This window comes from Ancylobacter sp. TS-1 (genome assembly GCF_009223885.1).
Lineage (GTDB): Bacteria > Pseudomonadota > Alphaproteobacteria > Rhizobiales > Xanthobacteraceae > Ancylobacter.
Window position 1 is genome coordinate 1,278,187 of record NZ_CP045144.1, and the last position, 18,309, is coordinate 1,296,495.

Genomic DNA, 18,309 nt, shown 5'->3' on the forward strand with positions numbered 1-18,309 from the left:
CTCCGGGCTCAATTGGCCGGCGTCTTGGCGGGAGTGCCCGTCGACGCGCCCGCAGGGCTGGCGGCCGGGGCGGCCGGCGCCTCGGCCTTGCCCACCACCTTCGCGCCCGGACGGATGCGGATCAGCCCGTTGACCACGACGAGATCGTCCGTGCCGAGGCCGCTGGTGATGACCCGCTGGCCGTCATAGACGCGCCCGAGCGTCACATACTTCATCGTCGGCACCTGCGGCTGGTCGCCGGGCGCCATCACATAGACGAACTTGCGGGTCTGCTCGGTGCCGATGGCGACGTCGGGCACCAGAACTGCCTGATGCGGCGCCGATGACGGCACCTCGATGCGGCCGAACATGCCGGGCGTGAAGGTCGCATCCGGATTGGGGAAGGTCGCGCGGCCGCGGATCGTGCCGGTGTCCTGGCTGATGATGTTGTCGACGAAGTCGAGCATTCCCTCATGGGTGAAGCCCTTTTCGTCGATGAGCTGGAGCCGCACCGGGATCGACTGGGCCTTGTCGCCCATATCCTTCACCATGCGCTGGTAGCGCAGATAGGAGGCCTCGTCATAGGTGAACTCGAAATAGATCGGGTCCAGCGAGACGATGGTGGCCAGCAGCGTGTTGGTGTTGGCGCCGCCCGCGCCGCCGGTGACGAGGTTGCCGACGGAAACCTTGCGGTCGCCGATACGGCCGGTCACCGGGGAACGCAGATCGGTGAACTCGATGTCGAGCTGCGCGGCATGCACCGCCGCCTTGGCGGCGGCGACGGAGGCACGGGCCGTGCGCTCGCTCTGCAGGCGCTGGTCGTAGGCCTGCTTGGAAATCGCGTTCGAGGTCTTGTCGTCGATCAGCGTCTGGGCGCGCTGAAGGTCGGACTGGGCGAAATCGAGTTCCGCCTGCGTGCGCTCCAGATTGGCCTGTGCCTGATCGAGCGCCACCTGGAAGGGGCGCTGGTCGATGCTGAACAGCAGCTCGCCCTGCTTGACGACCTCGCCGTCCTTGAACGCCACCTTGTCGAGATAGCCAGAGACGCGGGCATAGACATTGACGAGATCGACGGCGGCGAAGCGGCCGACATACTCGTCGTAATCGGTGATGGTGCGCGTCGTCGGCTTGGCGACGGTCACGCTCGGCGGCGGCGGGGCGCCCTGCTGGGCCTGATTCTGGTCCGAACAGCCCGCCAGCGCGGCGGCAAGGGCCAGGGCAACGAGGGAAAGACGCGGAAGCGCGTTGGTCATTCATCCGTCTCCGAGATAGGCGTCAACCGGCTTCGGGTCCGCAGCCCGAAGTCATGCGACACGACCCGGCCCGCCTCGGGAACGCATGGCGCAAGTGGCCACTAGCACAGTTTTGCGGACCTGCGTAAGCAATAAAAGGTTTCCCAATGTCGCGGCTCAGGGCCGCCCGCGCAGCAATCCCCGGAGGTAGCGCGGTCCAAGCAGCGCCAGCACCAGCCCGGCATAGACCGCCCCACCCGCTGCGATGCACATGGCCAGCAGCGCCTCGTCCTTCCCAAAGGTCAGTCGCGCCGCGAACGGCGCCGCGACCATGGCGGCCGCGACCAGCGTGGCGGCCAGCGCCAGGCCGATCAGGCCGAGACGCGGCAGGCTGCGCAGGAGCTGCGCGTCGCCGCACTCATAGCCGCGCCGCCGGGCGAGGATGGCGAGCACGATCACCGTGATCCAGGCGCCGATCGAGGTGGCGAAGGCGAGCCCCACCTGGGCGAAGCTGCCCATCAGCGCCACCTTGAGCGCGATGTTGACCACCGCCGCGCCGAGCGTCGCCATCACCGGCGTGCGGGTATCGCCCCGCGCGTAGAAGGGCGACATGAAGGCGCGCATCACCACGAAGGGCGCCAGCCCGATGCCGTAGGCGGCGAGCGTCGCCCCGGCGGCGGCGGCGGCTTCGCCGGTGAAGGCCCCGCGCAGGAACAGGCCGCGCATGATGATTTCCGGGATCGTCAGCGCGGCGGCGAGGAAGGGCAGCGCCAGCAGCAGCGTCAGCTCTATGGCGCGGGACTGCGCATGGCGCGCGCCCTCGATATCGCCGGCGGAAATACGCCGTGACATCTCCGGCAGCAGCACGATGCCGGCGGCGATGCCGACGACCCCGATGGGAAGCTGGTTGATACGGTCGGCATAGAACAACGCCGCCACCGCGCCCTGCGGCAGGAACGAGGCGATGATGGTGTCGGCGAAGATGGCCAGTTGCACCCCGGCCGAGCCAATGATGGCCGGGCCCAGCGCGAGCAGGAAGGCGCGCATCTCCGGGTCGAGACGGGGCCGGCCGAAGCGCAGGCCGAGCCCGTGCCGCTCGGCGTCGAACACCAGCAGGCCGAGCTGGAGGAAACCGGAGATCAGCACGCCCCACGCCGCCGCATGGCCGGCGGTGGGAAACAGGCCGGCGACGCTGAGCGTGCCCACCATGGCGACGTTGAGCAGGATCGAGGCCGCCGCCGCCGCCCAGAAGCGGTCATTGGCGTTGAGCACGCCGCCGACCAGCGTCACCACGGCGATCAGGCCGAGATAGGGAAAGGTGATGCGGGTGAAGTCGACGGTGAGACCGAAGCGCTCGGGATCGCCCGACAGGCCCGGCGCCAGCGTCGCCACCACCCAGTCGGTCGCCAGCAGCGCCAGCGCGAGGATGGCCAGTTGCACCAGCACGACGGCCGTGAGGATGCCATCGGCGAAGCCGCGCGCCTTGGCGTCGCCCTCCACCGTCTTCACCCGGGCATAGGCGGGGATGAAGGCGGTGTTGAAGGCGCCCTCGGCGAAGATGGAGCGGAAATGGTTGGGCAGGCGGAAGGCGATGTAGAAGGCATCCGCCAGCGGCCCGGCGCCGAGCACCGCCGCCATGACGATATCGCGCGCGAAGCCGGTCAGGCGCGAGAGCAGCGTCCAGCCGCCGACGGTGAAGATGGAGCGAATCATGGCAAATCCGACCGCAACAAGCGGTGGCGGAAGCTATCCGAGCCCGCCCCCGCCCGCCAGCGGATCGGAGAAGGCGACGTCCTCATAAAGCTCCGCCATGCCCAGCTCGACGCCGATCTCCGGCAGACCGATCACGCCGTCGAGCCCGTCGAACTGCGCCAGCTCCCACAGATTGCCGGCCGCACGCCACCACAGCAGCACGCGCGGCAGATCCGGCTCGACGAGCAGGATATAGGCGAGCGAGGACAGCGCCTTGTATTCCTCCAGCTTGCGCACGAGGTCGGTCTGGCGGGTCGAGGGCGAGAGAACCTCGATCACGAGGCGCGGCAAGGTCGCCTCGAAGGTGGTGTCGGGCAGATCGCCGCAATCGACCGAGACGTCCGGGCGGCGGATATTGCCGTTCATCGTGGCGACGGAGATGTCGTCGGTGGAAGGGCGGCAAGGCGAACCGCGCAGCTTGCTGCCCAAGGCGATCAGCGCATTGACCACAATCCGGTCGTGGCGCCGGCTCGCGCCGGTCATCGCCTTCACGGGGAAGCCGTCGACCAGCTCGTAGCGCACGCCCTCCTCGCCCGGCCAGCGATAGAACTCTTCCGGCGTCATGCGCTTAAGCGCGGGCGGCGTCATGGGCGGTCTCCTGCGAGAACCCGCCCATCCTACAGGAACCGGCCGCGACCGTCATGGCCGGGCATGTCGCCGCTCCCCCGCCTCGTCATCCCGGCCGAGCGCTGCGACGAGCCGGGATCGCTCTGCGATGTTTGCGCGATCCCGGACCGGCCTTCGGCCGTCCGGGATGACGAAACGACAGGAGCCGGCCGCAGAGGCGGCGGCGCCTCAGCCGCCCAGCGCGCGGCGCACGGCGGCGATCACGCGTTCCTGCGCCGACGCGTCGAGATAGGCGTGCATGGGCAGGCTGATCACCTCGCCGGCGAGCCGCTCGCAGACCGGCAGGCCGTTGCCGGCGGCCGGGTACCGCGCATAGGCCGGCTGGCGGTGCATCGGAATGCGGTAATAGACCGCCGTCGGCACGCCTTCCTTCTGCAGCGCCGCGGCAAGGCCGTCGCGCACGCCGTGCGGCAGGCGGATCGTGTACTGCGCCCAGACCGAGGTCGCGCGCGGGTCCACCGCCGGCACCGTGCACAGGTCGCCCAACGCCGCGTTGTAGCGATCGGCGACGCGCTGGCGGGCGGCGATCTCGTCCTCGAAAATGGTGAGTTTCTCGATGAGAATGGCGGCCTGGATGGTGTCGAGCCGGCCGGTCATGCCGATGCGCACGTTCTCGTACTTGTCGACGCCCTGGCCGTGCTCGCGCAGGCTTTTCAGCACCGGCACCAGATCGTCGTCATCGGTCAGCACCGCGCCGCCGTCGCCGAAGCAGCCGAGCGGCTTGGCCGGGAAGAAGCTCGTGGCCGAGGCATCGCCGAAGGAGCCGGTGCGCCGGCCGTTCCACGTGGCGCCGAAGCCCTGCGCGGTGTCGCACAGGATCTTCAGCCCGTGCGCGCGGGCGATCGGCTCGATGGCGTCCATGTCGGCGGGCTGGCCGAACAGGTCGACCGGGACGACGACCTTCGGGTTGAGGCCCTTGTCGCGCGCGACCTTGATCGCCGCTTCGAGGCTGGCCGGATCCATGTTGAAGGTGTCTTCGAGCACGTCGACGAAGACCGGCGAGGCGCCGACCCACGGCACCACCTCGGCGGTGGCGCAGAAGGTGAAGGCCGGGCAGAACACGGCATCGCCCGCCTTGACGCCCCAGGCCATGAGGATGAGCGCGAGCGCGTCAGTGCCGCTGGAACAGGCGATGGCGTGCTTGGCACCGGCGAAGGCGGCGAGCTGCTGCTCGAACTCGGTGACTTCCGGCCCGTTCACGAAGCGGCAATGGTCGAGCACCCGGGCGACCGCCTCGTCGATGCGCGCGCCGAGCCGCGCCCTCTGCGACGCCACGTCGATGAAGGGGATCGGCGCCAGTTCGGTCTTCACATGCGAATTCATCGGATTCCTCTCAGCCGGCGGCGCGCAGCTGCACGGGGTCGGCGGACGATTCGGGGGTCGACAGGCAGCGCATGGCGGTGGCGATGGCGGCGACGCCATCCTCGCCCGTCACCGCCGGCGCGCGCTCGCCGCGCACCGCTTCGAGGAAGCGGGTGAGTTCGAGCCGCAGCGGCTCGGCATAGGCGACCGGCAGGTGCCGCATCGAATAGCTGCCGTCCGGCCTGTAGTCGAAATACTCCGTCACCTGGCGGGTCAGCAGGTCGCCGATGACGTATTTCTGGCGCGTGGCCACATGCACCGTGCGCGCCTTGAAGGGCGTCAGCCAGTTGGTGTTGATATGGGCCAGCACGCCGTTGGCGGTGCGGAACTGCAGCAGCGCGATGTCCTCGCGCTCGGCCACCGCCGCCTTCACCTGCGGCTGCACCTCGGTGATGTGCGAGCCGGTGAAATGGCAGATCAGGTCGATGTCGTGCACGGCGAGGTCGATCACAACGCCGACATTCGACATGCGCGGGGGAAACGGTCCGACGCGGGTGATGCCGATGGAGAGGATTTCCTCGCCGCGAATGGCGTTCTTCACCGCCTCCACCGCCGGGTTGAACCGCTCGACATGGCCGACCATCAGCGCCACGCCCTGCGCCCGGGCGGCGGCGACGATGGCCTCGCCCTCGGCGACGGTCGGGGCGATCGGCTTTTCCACCAGCACATGGCGGCCGGCGGCGATCGCCGCGAGGGCCACGTCGTGGTGCAGATGGGTCGGCGCCGAGATCACCAGCGCGTCCGCACCGGCGGCGACCAGATCGTCGAGGCTGGCGAAGGCCGCGCAGCCCAGCATGGCGGCGACCTTCTCGCGCTGCCCCTGATCGGGATCGGCGATGCCGACCAGTTCCGCGCCCGGCAGGTCGGTCAGCACGCGGGCATGGTTGTAACCCATGATGCCGACGCCGACGACGCCGACGCGAACGGGCTTGCTCGCCCCGCTCGGGCCCTGAACCATTCGATCACCCTTCAGTCAACAATGTTGTCCGGCGGTCTATCACGCACCCCGGGGCGTGGCGAGACGGCGGGATTCGCAAAGCCGGGGCCGACGCTTCAATAATTGCTTCAACGTGTTACCGCGCCGCTCACTGGGTCGCGGCGTCCGCCTCGGCTTCAGTCTCGACGCGGGCGGAGGTTCCGGCGTTGACGAAGCTCTTGTAGATGAAGCCGCGCTTGCCCTCGGCAATGACCTCGCACCAGCCATGGCAGGCGACGAGTTCGACCTTCTGCCCGGCGGAAAGGTTGCCGACCGCCGCCGAGCCGCGCTTGGGCGCGACGCGCATCGTGACCGACGAACGGATGGTCGCGGTACCGACCGGATCGCCGCCGAAGCCGGATTGCGCTTCAGCCTCGTCCGCGGTCTCGGGTTCGGCAGCGGCGCGCGCGGGAGCGGCCTCGGCGCTCGCCACAGCCGGGCGGGCCGGCGGAAGCGGCGCTTCCTTGGGCAGCGCAACCGGCTTGGGAGCCGGCGTCGCCACGACAGCCGGGGCCGCGACGGATTCAGGCACGACGGCCGGGACCGCGACGGGTTCAGGCTCGACGGCAGCGGGGGCGACGACCGAGCGGGCGGCCGTGGCCGGCGCGGCGAAGGCCGTCACCGCGACCGGCGCGCTGGCGTCGAAGGGCGAGGCCGTGTCACGGAGGAGAGGCGGCAGATTATCCGCAAGGGAATCCGGCGACGGCGTAACCGAGGACGGCGCGCTATGCGTCGGCGCGGCCTGCTGGAGCTGGGCCGTCTGGACGGCGGTCGGCTGCGCCGGAGCCGCAGCCGCCGGAACGGGCACGGAGGGCGCCACGCTGGCCACCGCCGCGTTACCGATCACCTCGTCGGCGACCTTGGCCTCCTCGCGCGCGGCAAGCGACTGCAGCAGCACCGCGCCGCCGCCGACCACCGCGATGAAGATGGCGAGCGCGCCAAGGCGCTGCCAGGTGATGATGTCCTTGGAGGAGTTGCGCTTGCGCCGCCCCTCCGCCTCGCCCGATGCACGCGCGGCGGCGCCGAAGCTGCGGCGGCGCGGCTGGCTGTCGGCCGCCGCGCCAGCGCCCGTCGCCGGCCGGGCGCCGGTACCGGGCGCGCCGACAGAACGACGGTTCAGAAGGTCGCCGACATCGCCGAGAGCGGCAATGCGCTCGCGCACCTCGCCATAAGGGCGCGGCGTGGAAGCCGCCGCCGGGTTGGCGGCATCGGCCGACGCGCGCGACGGCAGCGGAACGGCTGCGGCCGGACGTTCGCGCGGCTCCGGGGCGCCCGGCTGGACCGCCTTCTCCTGCTCAAGGGAACTGAGGATCGCCCGAAAGTCAGTGACCAGCGACGATGAGAGCCCGGGACCACGCGGCTCTTGTGATGAGGTTGGCATGGCGCGGGGAACTCTACGCTACACGACGGGAAGCAAGGACCGGCGGGAGAACCGCCGGGAAGGCGTCGGCATCGGCTCGGCACGCGGACCGGAAAGTGGGCCGGCAACAGCCAGACACATTCGGGATCGGGTCGGTGACGAGGCGCTGACCACTTCGCATGCGTTGCTTCCAGTCCGTTCAGGGCACCCTCCCGGAGGAGGATGACCGCGTTCCGTAACCCGTCTTCGAATGCGACGAGCCGCACATTACCGACAAAATAGTACTTGATGCAAGAATGTCACATGCCGGAAATTTCCTTATGAACAAAGAATGCGGCAACTCTGGGCCGAATCGGCCTTCTGGCATCGGCAATTTATTATAATACCTACAAGGAGTTGCCCGGTATGGCGGCGCTCTAGACCAGCACCGCCCGCGCCGGCTCGGGAGCCGAATCGAAGATTCGGCGATAGCGGGCGATTTCCTCCGCCGGCCCCATCGCCTTTGTCGGGTTGTCGGACAGCTTTACCGTCGCCCGCCCATCCGCCGAAATAACCTTGCAGACGATCGAGATGGGGTCGAGCCGCCCCTCCGGCGCGAAGCCGCGGAAGTCGTTGGTGAGCAGCGTGCCCCAGCCGAATCCCATGCGCACGCGTCCCTGGAAATGGCGGTAGATGCGCTCGATGTCCTCGACGTCGAGCGCGTCGGAGAAGATGGCGAGCTTCTGCGTCGGGTCCTGCCCGCGTGCGCGCCACCAGGCGATCGCCTCCTCGCCGCCCTCGATCGGCTCCTTGCTGTCGATGCGCATGCCGGTCCAGTTCGCCACCCAGTCCGGCGCGTCGGCGAGGAAGCCGCTGGTGCCGAAGGTGTCCGGCAGGATGACCAGAAGGTTGCCCTGATAGTCCTGCTGCCAGTCGGCCAGCACGCGATAGGGCGCCTGCTCCAGCGCCGCGTCGGTGTCGGCCAGCGCGGCATAGACCATGGGCAGTTCGTGGGCGTTGGTGCCGGTGGCCTCCACCTCGCGGCGCAGCGCGATGAGGCAGTTCGAGGTGCCGAGAAAGCGCTCGCCCAGTCCCTCCATCACCGCCTGCACGCACCAGTCCTGCCACAGGAAGCCGTGCCGGCGGCGGGTGCCGAAATCGGCGACGCTGGCGCCCCCCAGCGCCTTCAGCCGCTCCACCTTCTCCCATACCCGCGTCATGGCGCGCGCATAGAGCACCTGAAGCTCGAAGCGGCCCATGCTGCGCAGCACGGCGCGCGAGCGCAGCTCGTTGATGATGGCGAGCGCGGGGATCTCCCACATGGTGGTCTCGATCCACGGCCCCTCGAAGGTCAGTTCATATTGGCCATCACGCTTTTCGAGGTGATAGGCGGGGAAGCGGAAGCCCTCGAGCCAGGCGATGAAGTCCGGCGAGAACATCTGCCGCTTGCCATAGAACATGTTGCCGCGCAGCCAGGTGCTCTCCCCGCGCGTGAGCGACAGCGTGCGCACATGGTCGAGCTGCTCGCGCAGTTCCCCCTCGTCGACGAAATCGGCGATGCGCACGCTCTTCGTGCGGTTGATGATGCCGAAGGTGACGCGGGTGTGGAAATGCCGACGGTAGATCGTCTGCGCCATCAGCAGTTTGTAGAAATCCGTGTCCAGCACGGAACGCACGATGGGGTCGATTTTCCAGGTGTGGTTGTAGACGCGCGTGGCGATGTCGATCATGCGGAAGGCCCCGTTTGCCCGGCCTCCCCCTTCTAGAGCAAGCGGCGCGAAATTGCAGGCCGCGCGAACGTCCGGCGCGAGCGAATCCGTTGGGGGGTGCCACCGCCCGGTCAGCCCCGGCTGAGCCAGGAGATGATCATCGCCACTGCAAGGACCAGCGAGAGCGTGACCGCGAGCCGGGTGAGGACGCCGCGGCCATGGGAGTAGCGGGATGTGCGAGGGGACATGAGGAACATCCAGGCAAGGGCTTTCATGACGGCGGGACCGCCGATCTCGCGGCGTCCGGCGCCGCAACGGAAAGCGGGCGGCGGCGCGCCGAGGCGTCGCCGTCCGCCTCTGGCGGCATCGCGTCGAGAGCCGCCGACAGGCGGGACAGCGCCACGCGGATCTGCGCGCAGGTCTCCTCGCGGGCCGGGGCGAGCGGCAGCCGGGGTTGGGGATCGAAACCCGGCCACAGCAGCGACAGGGCGTATTTCGCGGCGATCGGCTCGGATTCCAGGTCGAGCGCGCGGTAAAGCTCGCGCAGGTGGGTCGCCGGCGACGGCCGTTCGGCCGAGGCGCGCGGGTCGACAAAGCCGGCCTCCCAGGCGTCCCGGCACAGCGAGGGCGCGACATTGGCCGCCAGCGACAGGCAGCCGCTCACCCTGTGCCCCACCAGCATCGCGCCTTCGCGCGGCGCCAGCGTCGCCAGCCGGTCGCCGCAGGCCAGCGCATTGTCCCGCATCTGCTGCGGATCGACCGCCGCGTCGACGAAGCCGACGACGCCGGGCAGGCGCGCCAGCCGCTCGATGGTCGAGGGTGCGATGACGCTATTCGTGCGCGTCGGCACGTTCTCGACGATCAGCGGCAGGTCGACCGCCCGCGCCACCGCCTCGACATGGCGGAAGATGCCCTCCTGCGAGGGCTTGTTGTAGTAGGGCGCGACAAGGATGGCCGCCGAGGCGCCGGCGGCGCGCGCCGCGCGCGTCAGCTCGATGGTCGCGGCCGTGCCGTTGGTGCCCGTCGCCGCCAGCACCGGCACTCGCCGGGCCGACACCTCCACGGCGATGCGGCAGAGGCGATAGCGCTCGGCCGGCGACAGAGTGGGCCCCTCGCCGGCGATGGTTGAGGTCGCCAGCCCGTCGACCCCTTCGGCAAGCTGCCAGTCGACGAGCGCGGCGAAGGCGCTTTCGTCGATCTCGGCGCCGTCGAAGGGCGTCAGAAGCGTGGTGAGAATTCCGCTGAACATGGGCTTACCTCCTGCGTCAGCGCGTGGCCGCCCCGCCGGCAGCGGGGCGCTCCCGGCGAGGCGGCCGGTGTCAGATGCGGAAGGCGATGGTGCGGCGCGTGAGCCGGACGGTTCCGGGGCGGCGCTGGCTTTCGTCCCTCGCATAGCGCAGGGCGGCTTCCCGGGTGGCGAATATCCCGCCGGCGAGGCCGTGGCGCTCGACCGCGAGCCAGTGCCCCTGTCGGTCCTGACCGACCAGGAAGTGCAGGTGATGGACGGCGACGGCGATTTTCCGCACTGCCATCCGGACGAGGCGCGCCGAACCGCGCGAGGAGGCAGGAAGGTGCGTTTGCGGGTTCAACAGGCGCTTTTCGAGTGTGCGCATGGGTTCCATCGAGAATGAGCGGCGCGATGCGTGCGCCGCGTGATGGAAGCTAGACAGGGCCGGATTGGATTTCGATGTGAGTTGGCGGGCCTGAACGTAAAGCCCGCATAAACCGCCCTGTCGACCGATCCCATGCAGATGTTGCATTGCAGCCACGCCGCGACGGTATCTCTTGGAAGACGGGGGTGAATGCTTAAATGTTCCTCGAAAGCTAACGCTCCTTCTTCAGGACAGGACATCCCATGACCACCCAACCGTCCCTTTTCGACCGCTACCGCCTCGGCGGCGTCGAGCTGTCGAACCGCATTGTCATGGCCCCACTGACGCGCAACCGCGCCGGTGCCGGCCTCGTCCCCTCCCCGCTCGCCGTCGAGTATTACGGCCAGCGCGCCTCCGCCGGCCTCATCGTCACCGAGGCGACGCAGATCTCCGCCACCGCGCAGGGCTACCAGGACACGCCGGGCGTCTTTACCGACGCGCAGGTGGAAGGCTGGAAGCGCATCACCGACGCGGTGCACGCCAAGGGCGGTCACATCTATGTGCAGCTCTGGCATGTCGGGCGCGTCTCGCACCGCTCGCTTCAGCCCGGCGGCGCGGCGCCGCTGGCCCCCTCCGCGGTGCGCGCCAACACCAAGACCTATGTGAACAATGGCTTCGCCGAGACCGAGGAGCCGCGCGCGCTGGAGCTTGAGGAAATCCCCGGCATCGTCGACGACTTCCGCAAGGCGTCGGCCAACGCCATCCGCGCCGGCTTCGACGGCGTGGAGTTGCACGGCGCCAATGGCTACCTCATCGACCAGTTCCTGCGCGACGGCGCCAACAAGCGCACCGACGCCTATGGCGGCTCGATCGAGAACCGCGCGCGCTTCCTCAAGGAAGTGCTGGCGGCCGTCACCGCCGAGATCGGCGCCGAGCGCACCGGCCTGCGCCTCTCGCCGGTCACGCCGGCCAACGACCTGTCGGACAGCAACCCGCAGGCGCTGTTCAATCATGTGATGGACGTGGTGGAGAGCTTCCGCCCGGTCTATGTCCACATGATCGAGGGCGCCACCGGCGGCCCGCGCGACATCGTGCCGGACTTCGACTTCGAGGCGCTGCGCAAGCGCTTCAGCGGCACCTGGATGGTGAACAACGGCTACGACAAGGCCATGGCCGAGGCGGCGGTCGCCAGCGGCAAGGCGGACCTTGTCGCCTTCGGCAAGGCATTCGTCTCCTCGCCCGACGCGGTGGAGCGGCTGCGCCGGGACGCGGCCTTCAACGAGCTTGACCGCGACACGCTCTATGGCGGCGGCGCCAAGGGTTATACCGACTATCCGGCGCTGGAGGGCGCGGGCGCCTGACGCACGCCGGACGCCACAAACGCAAAGGCCCGCCTCGCGGCGGGCCTTTTTTGTGTGATCGGCAACCCGGCTAGGCCGCCAGCGGCTCCGGCTCGACCGAGCGCACCGACACATCCACCGTCATGCCGAGATAGTCGCCCACGCCGCCGGTGAAGCCGCCCGCCACCGGCACCGCCTGGCTGGGGTCGCGCGTCACCGCCACGCGGATGAGGTTGTCGGCCGCGATGCTCGCATTGGTCGGATCGAACTCGACCCAGCCGGCGCCCGGCAGGTAGATGTCCGCCCAGGCATGGGTGGCGCCGGCGCCGACCACGGCCGGGGAGTCGCCGTCGAGAGCGGGGTCGTAGAGATAGCCGGTCACGAAACGGGCGCCGAAGCCGAGCGCGCGCGCCGCTTCGATCAGCAGCAGCGCGAAGTCGCGGCACGAGCCGGTGCCGAGCCTCAGCGTCTCCTGCGGCGACTGGGTGCCCTCCTCATGCCGCATGGCATAGCTGAAGCCCTGATGGATGCCGTTGTTGATATCCGTCAGCAGCGCCATCGTGTCGGTCGAGCGGCCGGCCACAAAGCCCTTGGCCCATGCCTCCAGCTCGCCGCCGGGGTCGGGATAGTGGCAGTCCAGCATGCGGCCGAGATCGATGCGGTCGTCGGAGGAGTAGACGAAGGGGTAGGTCTGGGCGCTCTCGTCCAGCTCGAACACCAGCCCGCCGGAACCGAAGCGCTCGATGGTCAGCACGCTTTCGATCGTCAGCTCGCTGGCCGGCTCGAGGAAGTCGACGAGAGCGACGGAATTGCCGAACACGTCATGCACCCAGCGCACATTGGCGTGCGGCGAGAGCACGAGGCTGGCCCCGACCAGACGCAGATCATGGCTGTCGCGCGGGCGCAGCATCAGCCGGTGCGGCTGGAAGACGACGGGGTTGGCGTAGCTGTACCGGGTGACGTGACGAACGGCGAGGGTCTGCATGGATGCCTTCCAGAATGCGTTCGCCGAGCGGCGTGGGGGCGTCGCCCGGCCGATGTCCGCCGGCGCGTTCAGCGCGTGAACAGGCGGCCGAGCACGAAGCCCAGCAGCCCGGCCGTCACGACGGTACCGAAGGAATATGTGCGCGCCGGGCGGTCGGCCGCAATGGCCTCGCCGACGTCCTGTTCCCGGGCGGCCGCCCGAAGCGCCGGGTTGCCGGGCCCGGCGCGCCCCGGCCGGCTGGAAATCCGGCTTGAGCGCGCGGCGGCCGGCTGAGCGGTGGGGGACTCCGAGACGGGTGAAGCGGCGGCCGGCGGATCTTCCGCCCCGCTGCCGTGAATGCCGTTGCCGTTCTTCGATGCCGCCATCTTATCCACCCTCGTCGCCGGCGCCCTGCGCGCCCTCTCTGGCGGGTCAACGCGATCGGGGCCGATTGGTTCGGCGCGGCTAGATGCGGCCGGTGAGGAAGGCCAGCATTTCGGTGGGGCCGCGCGCGTGGAACAGCTTCACCCGCCGCCCGCCGCACATGTCGCAGCGCAGGCGCGGCGGCGCTTCGTCCGCCGTGTGCGCCTCAATCGCGTCGGTATCGGCCCGCCCGAGCGCCGAGCGGCGCCCGCAACGCTGGCAATGGGCGCAGAGCATGGATGTAGGGTCGGGAATGGCGGCCTCCCAGCGAGCGAGGGGCGAAGCGCCCCGAACCGGCAAGCATCCTCCCCGAACATGGCCCTATTAGGGTGCCGCCGGCGGATGCATCACGATACGGTTGCGCCCGTCCGACTTGGCCTCGTAGAGCGCCTGATCGCAGCGGCGCATCACGGCGGCGAAATCCACATCCTCCGGGCCGGTGGCGGTGACGCCGATGCTCGCCGTGACCTCGATGACGGTGCCGTCGCACAGGGCGATCGGCGCGCTCAGCGCCTCCAGGACGCGCACGGCGATGGCGCGGGCGTCCTCGGCGCTGGTGCGCGGCAGCAGCACGGCGAACTCCTCGCCGCCGATGCGCGCCATGATGTCGGCGCGCCGCAACTGGGTGAGCCCGCGCTCGGCCACCGCCCGCAGCACCTCGTCGCCCGCCGCGTGGCCGAGGCTGTCATTGATCTGCTTGAAGCGATCCAGATCGAGCATCAGCAGCGAACAGGTCGAGCCCTCGGACTGACCCAGAGCCAGCGCGCGATGGCCGTCCTCGACCAGCCGCCGGCGGTTCCACAGGCCGGTCAGCGGATCGGAGACGGCGAGCTGGCGCAACTGGCGCTCGGTCTCGCGCTCCATGGTGACGTCCCACAGGGCGAGCACGTAGTGATCGCGCACCCAGCGATAGCGGAACTGGACGTTGCGGGTGGAGCCGTCATTGCAGCGGACCTTCCACTCGCTGTACTGCACCGCCGAGGGATTCTGGCGCGACATCTCGGTCTTCGCCTTCCATTCCGCCCGGGCGGCGGCGCGCTCCTGCGGGTCCGGGAAGCCGAATTCCCACCAATCGTCATGATGGACGATCGGCTTCTGGTCGTAGAGGAAGAGTTCGTCGGAGGCCTTGTTGTAGAAGGTGCCGATCAGGTCCCTGTTGTAGATCTCGATCCCCACCGGCAGGTCGTCGAGAATTTCCAGCAGGGTGTTCTGGAAATCGCGCCCGACCGCCGGCATCAGGTTGATCACGTGATGGGTGTCGGTCAGCGGCCGGATGCTGCAATGGAACAGCTTGTCGTGGCCGGCCAGCAGCATCGGGAAGGCCCGCGCCCGGCCGTCCAGCTCCGGCGTGGTCAGCTCGGACCACGGCACCGAGCCGCTGACCTTGATAATGTCGGCCAGCGGCAGCGGCAGCGGGCGGTCGAAGGCCCCGTCGAAAAAGGCACGCGCCGTCGGATTCGCCGCGACGATGAGCGACGCGCGGATATCGACGATCAGCAGAGGCGTATCAACGCTGTCGATCCACTGGAACATGGGCCGGGCATCGCGTCTCCGAGGGCGCCGGCGCGCCGGTGCGCGCCGCTTCGCACCGCGAGCATATATCGTCGTTCAGGGAATGGGATGGAAATTGAATGCGCACATACCCTGCACCGATGCGCTGGGCGCATGGCCGGGACGGCGTCGGCATCACGCCGCATCCGGAACAGGAAGACCACTATCGGGAGAAAGTGGTGGGCGCACTAGGGCTCGAACCTAGGACCCGCTGATTAAGAGTCAGCTGCTCTACCAACTGAGCTATGCGCCCGTACCGGGTGTCGCGAGGCCGTGGCGCCGCGAACGGGGGGTCGTGTAGCAGAGGGATTCGGACGTGTCCATACCGTGACGGCCCGTCATCCTCATTCTTTAAACGCCTCCTCGCGCCGGCGCCGCACGGAGGGCAGCAGCACCACGGCCAGCGCCAGCACGGCCAGCGCCAGCATGGTCGCGGAAATCGGCCGGGTGACGAAGACGGTCGGATCGCCGCGCGAGATCAGCATGGCGCGGCGCAGATACTCCTCCAGCATCGGCCCGATGATGAAGCCGAGCAGCAGCGGCGCCGGCTCGCAGTCGAGCTTCACCAGCACGTAGCCGACCAGCCCGAACAGGGCCATGGTGAAGACGTCGAGGGCATTGTTGTTCACGCTGTAGACGCCGATGCAGCAGAAGCCGACGATGAGCGGGAACAGGATGTGATAGGGCACGGTGAGCAGCCGCACCCACATGCCGATGAGCGGCAGGTTCAGCACCACCAGCATGAAATTGCCGATCCACATCGAGGCGATGATGCCCCAGAACAGGTTCGGCTGCTCGTTCACCACATTCGGCCCCGGCACGATGCCCTGGATGATCAGCGCGCCGATCATCAGCGCCATGACCGGGTTGGACGGGATGCCGAGGGTGAGCATGGGGATGAAGGAGGTCTGCGCGCCGGCATTGTTGGCCGCTTCCGGCCCCGCCACGCCCTCGATGGCGCCCTTGCCGAACTGCTCGGGATGGCGCGAGATCTTCTTCTCGATCGAATAGGCGGCGAAGGAGGACAGGATCGCCCCGCCGCCCGGCAGGATGCCGAGGAAGGAGCCGAGGAAGGTGCCGCGCAGGATCGGGCCGACGATCCGCTTTATGTCCTCCCTGGAGAGCAGGAGGCCCTTCACCTTCTGCACCAGAACCTTGCGCATGTGCTCGTCCTCGAGGTTGCGCACGATCTCGCCAATGCCGAACACGCCCATCGCCAGCGCCACGAACTCGATGCCGTCGGCGAGTTCCAGCATGTCGAAGGTGAAGCGCGGCGTGCCGGTGTAGACGTCCTGCCCCGACAGGCCGAGCAGGATGCCGAGCACCACCATGGCCAGCGCCTTGACCACCGAGCCGGCGGCCAGCGCCACCGAGGCGACGAGGCCGAGCACCATCAGCGCAAAATATTCCGGCGGGCCGAATTTCAGCGCGAGATCGGCCAGCGGCGGGGCGAAGACGGCGAGCAGGAAGGTCGCCACCGAGCCGGCGAAGAAGGAGCCCAGCGCCGCCGTGGCCAGCGCCGCGCCGGCGCGCCCCTTGCGCGCCATCTGGTAGCCGTCAATGGCGGTGACCACCGAGGAACTCTCGCCCGGCAGGTTGATGAGGATGGCCGTGGTCGAGCCGCCATATTGCGCGCCGTAATAGATGCCGGACAGCATGATGAGCGCCGAGACCGGCGGCAGGCCGAAGGTGATCGGCAGCAGCATGGCGATGGTCGGCACCGGGCCGAGCCCCGGCAGCACGCCGATCAGCGTCCCCAGCAGCACGCCGATGAAGCAGTAGAAGATGTTCTGGAAGGTGACGGCGACGGAGAAGCCGAGCGCCAGATTGTCGAAGATTTCCAAGGGTGACGCTCCCGATCAGTAGCCGCCCAGCCAGGGGCCGAGCAGGGGAAGCGGCAGGCCGAGGCCCTTGATGAACACCGCCCAGGAAAACGCGACCATGATCAGCGCCGAGGCGAGGCCGGTCACGATGTTGAAGCGCCGGCTCGCCAGCGCCGAGATGAACACGGCGAGCCCCATGGAGGGGCCGAGGCCGAGCGGACGGATGCCGAGGCCGAACACCACCACCGCCAGCGTCACCAGCCCCAGCGCCTGCCACGGCCAGCGGGTGAAGCGGATGCCCTCGTCGTCCTCCGGCGCGGGAACGGTCAGACCACCGATCAGCACGATCAGCCCGAAGAGGGCGAGCAGCGCCGAGAGGATCATCGGGAAATAGCCGGGCCCCATGCGGATGGCCCGTCCCATCGGCAGGTCGAGCGCCTGCCAGGCGAAGAAGGCGGCCAGCAGGATCAGCAGGATGCCGCTGGCGACATCCTTCGGACTTTTGACGAAGCGCGTCATGGAGCCCTTCCCGGGACGGGGGATGAGGAAGAACGTCCGCCGCGCGGGCTCTGCGCCAGCGCGGCGGACGGGGAGGCGAACAGGTCTGTCGTCAGTCGGCGAACACGCCGGCCTGCTCGATCACCGGCTTCCACTTGGCCACCTCGGCCGCGAGGAACTGCTTGTGCACCTCCGGCGTGGCGCGGTCGAGCGCGACCGGCTCGGTGCCGAGATCGGCGAAGCGGGCGATGACCTTGGGGTCCTGCAGCGCGGCGACGAGAGCGGCGTTCAGCTTGTCGATCTCGGCCTTCGGCGTGCCCTTGGGCGCGTACATGCCGTGCCACACCGCAACCTCGAAGCCGGGAAGGCCGGCGGAGTCGAGGGTCGGGATGTCGGACAGCGACTTCACCTTCTGCTTGGTGGTGACGCCATAGGCCTTCACCTTGCCGGCCTTGATCTGGCCGGTGGTGTTGGTGGTCTGGTCGCACATCAGGTCGATCTGGCCGCCGACGAGGTCGTTCATCGCCGGGCCCGTGCCCTGATAGGGAACGGTGGTCATCTGCGTGCCCAGCGCCGACATGAACAGCATGCCGCACAGATGCGAGGCGGAACCGACGCCGGCATTGCCGTAGATCACCGCGTCCTTCTTGTCCTTCACATAGGCGATAAGCTCGGCGGCGTCCTTGGGCTGCAGCGTCGACTTGCCGATCATGGTCATCGGCACGTCGGTGACCAGGCCGACGGTCTCGAAGTCGGTCAGCACATTGTAGGGCAGCTTGCGGTAGAGCGTGGCCGAGGTCGCCTGCCCGATATGGTGCAGGAGGATCGTGTAGCCGTCGGGGTTGGCCTTCGCCACCTGGCCAGCGCCGCGGGTGCCGCCGGCGCCGCCGACATTCTCCACAACGACCTGCTGGCCGAGCGTGCGCGACATGGATTCGGCGACGAGGCGCGCCACCGTGTCGGTCGGGCCGCCGGCCGCGAAGGGCACGACCATGGTGACCGGCCGGCTGGGAAAGTCCTGCGCCTTGGCATCGGCGAACGGCACGACCGCAAGCGCCAGTGCCGCGATCGCGACGGCGGCTCCCTTGAAACTCTTCATATGTCCCTCCCGAGACGTGTTGTGTGCGTTACCCGCGCTGACG

The 18,309-nt window shown here is 68.9% G+C and carries 17 protein-coding genes and 1 tRNA gene; 1 reads left to right on the plus strand and 17 read right to left on the minus strand.

The genetic code is table 11. From position 1 onward, the window contains the following. Positions 1 to 8: 8 nt before the first annotated feature. From GBB76_RS06195 to GBB76_RS18630, 9 genes are all read right to left on the minus strand, one after another. Positions 9 to 1,232 carry an efflux RND transporter periplasmic adaptor subunit gene (locus GBB76_RS06195; protein ID WP_152302492.1) on the minus strand — a complete coding sequence of 408 codons (1,224 nt, stop codon included), beginning with the start codon at positions 1,230 to 1,232 and terminating at the stop codon, positions 9 to 11. Between the two features lie 156 nt (positions 1,233 to 1,388). After that, entirely contained in the window at positions 1,389 to 2,924 is a 1,536-nt protein-coding gene (murJ, locus tag GBB76_RS06200; RefSeq protein WP_152302493.1) for a murein biosynthesis integral membrane protein MurJ, read from the minus strand. Positions 2,925 to 2,957: 33 nt separating this feature from the next. Beyond that, positions 2,958 to 3,551 carry a Uma2 family endonuclease gene (locus tag GBB76_RS06205; protein WP_152302494.1) on the minus strand — a complete coding sequence of 198 codons (594 nt, stop codon included), beginning with the start codon at positions 3,549 to 3,551 and terminating at the stop codon, positions 2,958 to 2,960. A 207-nt stretch (positions 3,552 to 3,758) separates the two neighbouring features. Continuing rightward, a complete protein-coding gene (locus GBB76_RS06210; protein ID WP_152302495.1) occupies positions 3,759 to 4,913 on the minus strand; it encodes a DegT/DnrJ/EryC1/StrS aminotransferase family protein in 1,155 nt (384 codons plus the stop codon). Between the two features lie 10 nt (positions 4,914 to 4,923). Beyond that, on the minus strand, positions 4,924 to 5,910 hold the full coding sequence (locus GBB76_RS06215; protein WP_152302496.1) for a Gfo/Idh/MocA family protein: 987 nt from the start codon (positions 5,908 to 5,910) through the stop codon (positions 4,924 to 4,926). A gap of 127 nt (positions 5,911 to 6,037) precedes the next feature. After that, the gene (locus tag GBB76_RS06220; RefSeq protein WP_152302497.1) at positions 6,038 to 7,309 is read right to left on the minus strand and encodes an SH3 domain-containing protein; all 1,272 of its coding nucleotides are present in this window, start codon (positions 7,307 to 7,309) and stop codon (positions 6,038 to 6,040) included. 395 nt (positions 7,310 to 7,704) lie between these two features. After that, a complete protein-coding gene (pncB, locus tag GBB76_RS06225) occupies positions 7,705 to 8,997 on the minus strand; it encodes a nicotinate phosphoribosyltransferase (RefSeq protein ID WP_152302498.1) in 1,293 nt (430 codons plus the stop codon). Between the two features lie 250 nt (positions 8,998 to 9,247). Next, entirely contained in the window at positions 9,248 to 10,225 is a 978-nt protein-coding gene (locus tag GBB76_RS06230; RefSeq protein WP_162375498.1) for a dihydrodipicolinate synthase family protein, read from the minus strand. A 70-nt stretch (positions 10,226 to 10,295) separates the two neighbouring features. Next, positions 10,296 to 10,589: an RAG2 PHD domain containing protein gene (locus GBB76_RS18630; protein ID WP_162375434.1), complete on the minus strand. Its 294-nt coding sequence runs from the start codon at positions 10,587 to 10,589 to the stop codon at positions 10,296 to 10,298. 242 nt (positions 10,590 to 10,831) lie between these two features. Between GBB76_RS18630 and GBB76_RS06235 the strand changes: the two genes are divergently transcribed. Continuing rightward, entirely contained in the window at positions 10,832 to 11,929 is a 1,098-nt protein-coding gene (locus GBB76_RS06235; RefSeq protein ID WP_152302500.1) for an alkene reductase, read from the plus strand. Between the two features lie 70 nt (positions 11,930 to 11,999). On the opposite strand, the gene GBB76_RS06240 is transcribed toward GBB76_RS06235, so the two are convergent. The 8 genes from GBB76_RS06240 to GBB76_RS06275 form a co-directional block, all read right to left on the minus strand. Then, positions 12,000 to 12,893: a transglutaminase family protein gene (locus tag GBB76_RS06240; protein WP_152302501.1), complete on the minus strand. Its 894-nt coding sequence runs from the start codon at positions 12,891 to 12,893 to the stop codon at positions 12,000 to 12,002. 68 nt (positions 12,894 to 12,961) lie between these two features. After that, entirely contained in the window at positions 12,962 to 13,258 is a 297-nt protein-coding gene (locus GBB76_RS06245) for a hypothetical protein (protein WP_152302502.1), read from the minus strand. Between the two features lie 79 nt (positions 13,259 to 13,337). Further along, a complete protein-coding gene (locus GBB76_RS06250; RefSeq protein WP_202911175.1) occupies positions 13,338 to 13,532 on the minus strand; it encodes a hypothetical protein in 195 nt (64 codons plus the stop codon). A gap of 87 nt (positions 13,533 to 13,619) precedes the next feature. After that, positions 13,620 to 14,828, minus strand: a complete 1,209-nt coding sequence (locus tag GBB76_RS06255) for a GGDEF domain-containing protein (RefSeq protein ID WP_152302503.1) — start codon at positions 14,826 to 14,828, stop codon at positions 13,620 to 13,622. Positions 14,829 to 15,023: 195 nt separating this feature from the next. Then, a tRNA-Lys gene (locus GBB76_RS06260) sits at positions 15,024 to 15,099 on the minus strand. A gap of 91 nt (positions 15,100 to 15,190) precedes the next feature. After that, complete coding sequence (locus tag GBB76_RS06265; protein WP_152302504.1) at positions 15,191 to 16,690, minus strand: tripartite tricarboxylate transporter permease; 1,500 nt, start codon at positions 16,688 to 16,690, stop codon at positions 15,191 to 15,193. A 15-nt stretch (positions 16,691 to 16,705) separates the two neighbouring features. Further along, positions 16,706 to 17,188, minus strand: a complete 483-nt coding sequence (locus tag GBB76_RS06270; RefSeq protein WP_152302505.1) for a tripartite tricarboxylate transporter TctB family protein — start codon at positions 17,186 to 17,188, stop codon at positions 16,706 to 16,708. Positions 17,189 to 17,279: 91 nt separating this feature from the next. Then, a complete protein-coding gene (locus GBB76_RS06275) occupies positions 17,280 to 18,266 on the minus strand; it encodes a tripartite tricarboxylate transporter substrate binding protein BugD (protein ID WP_152302506.1) in 987 nt (328 codons plus the stop codon). Positions 18,267 to 18,309: the final 43 nt, after the last annotated feature.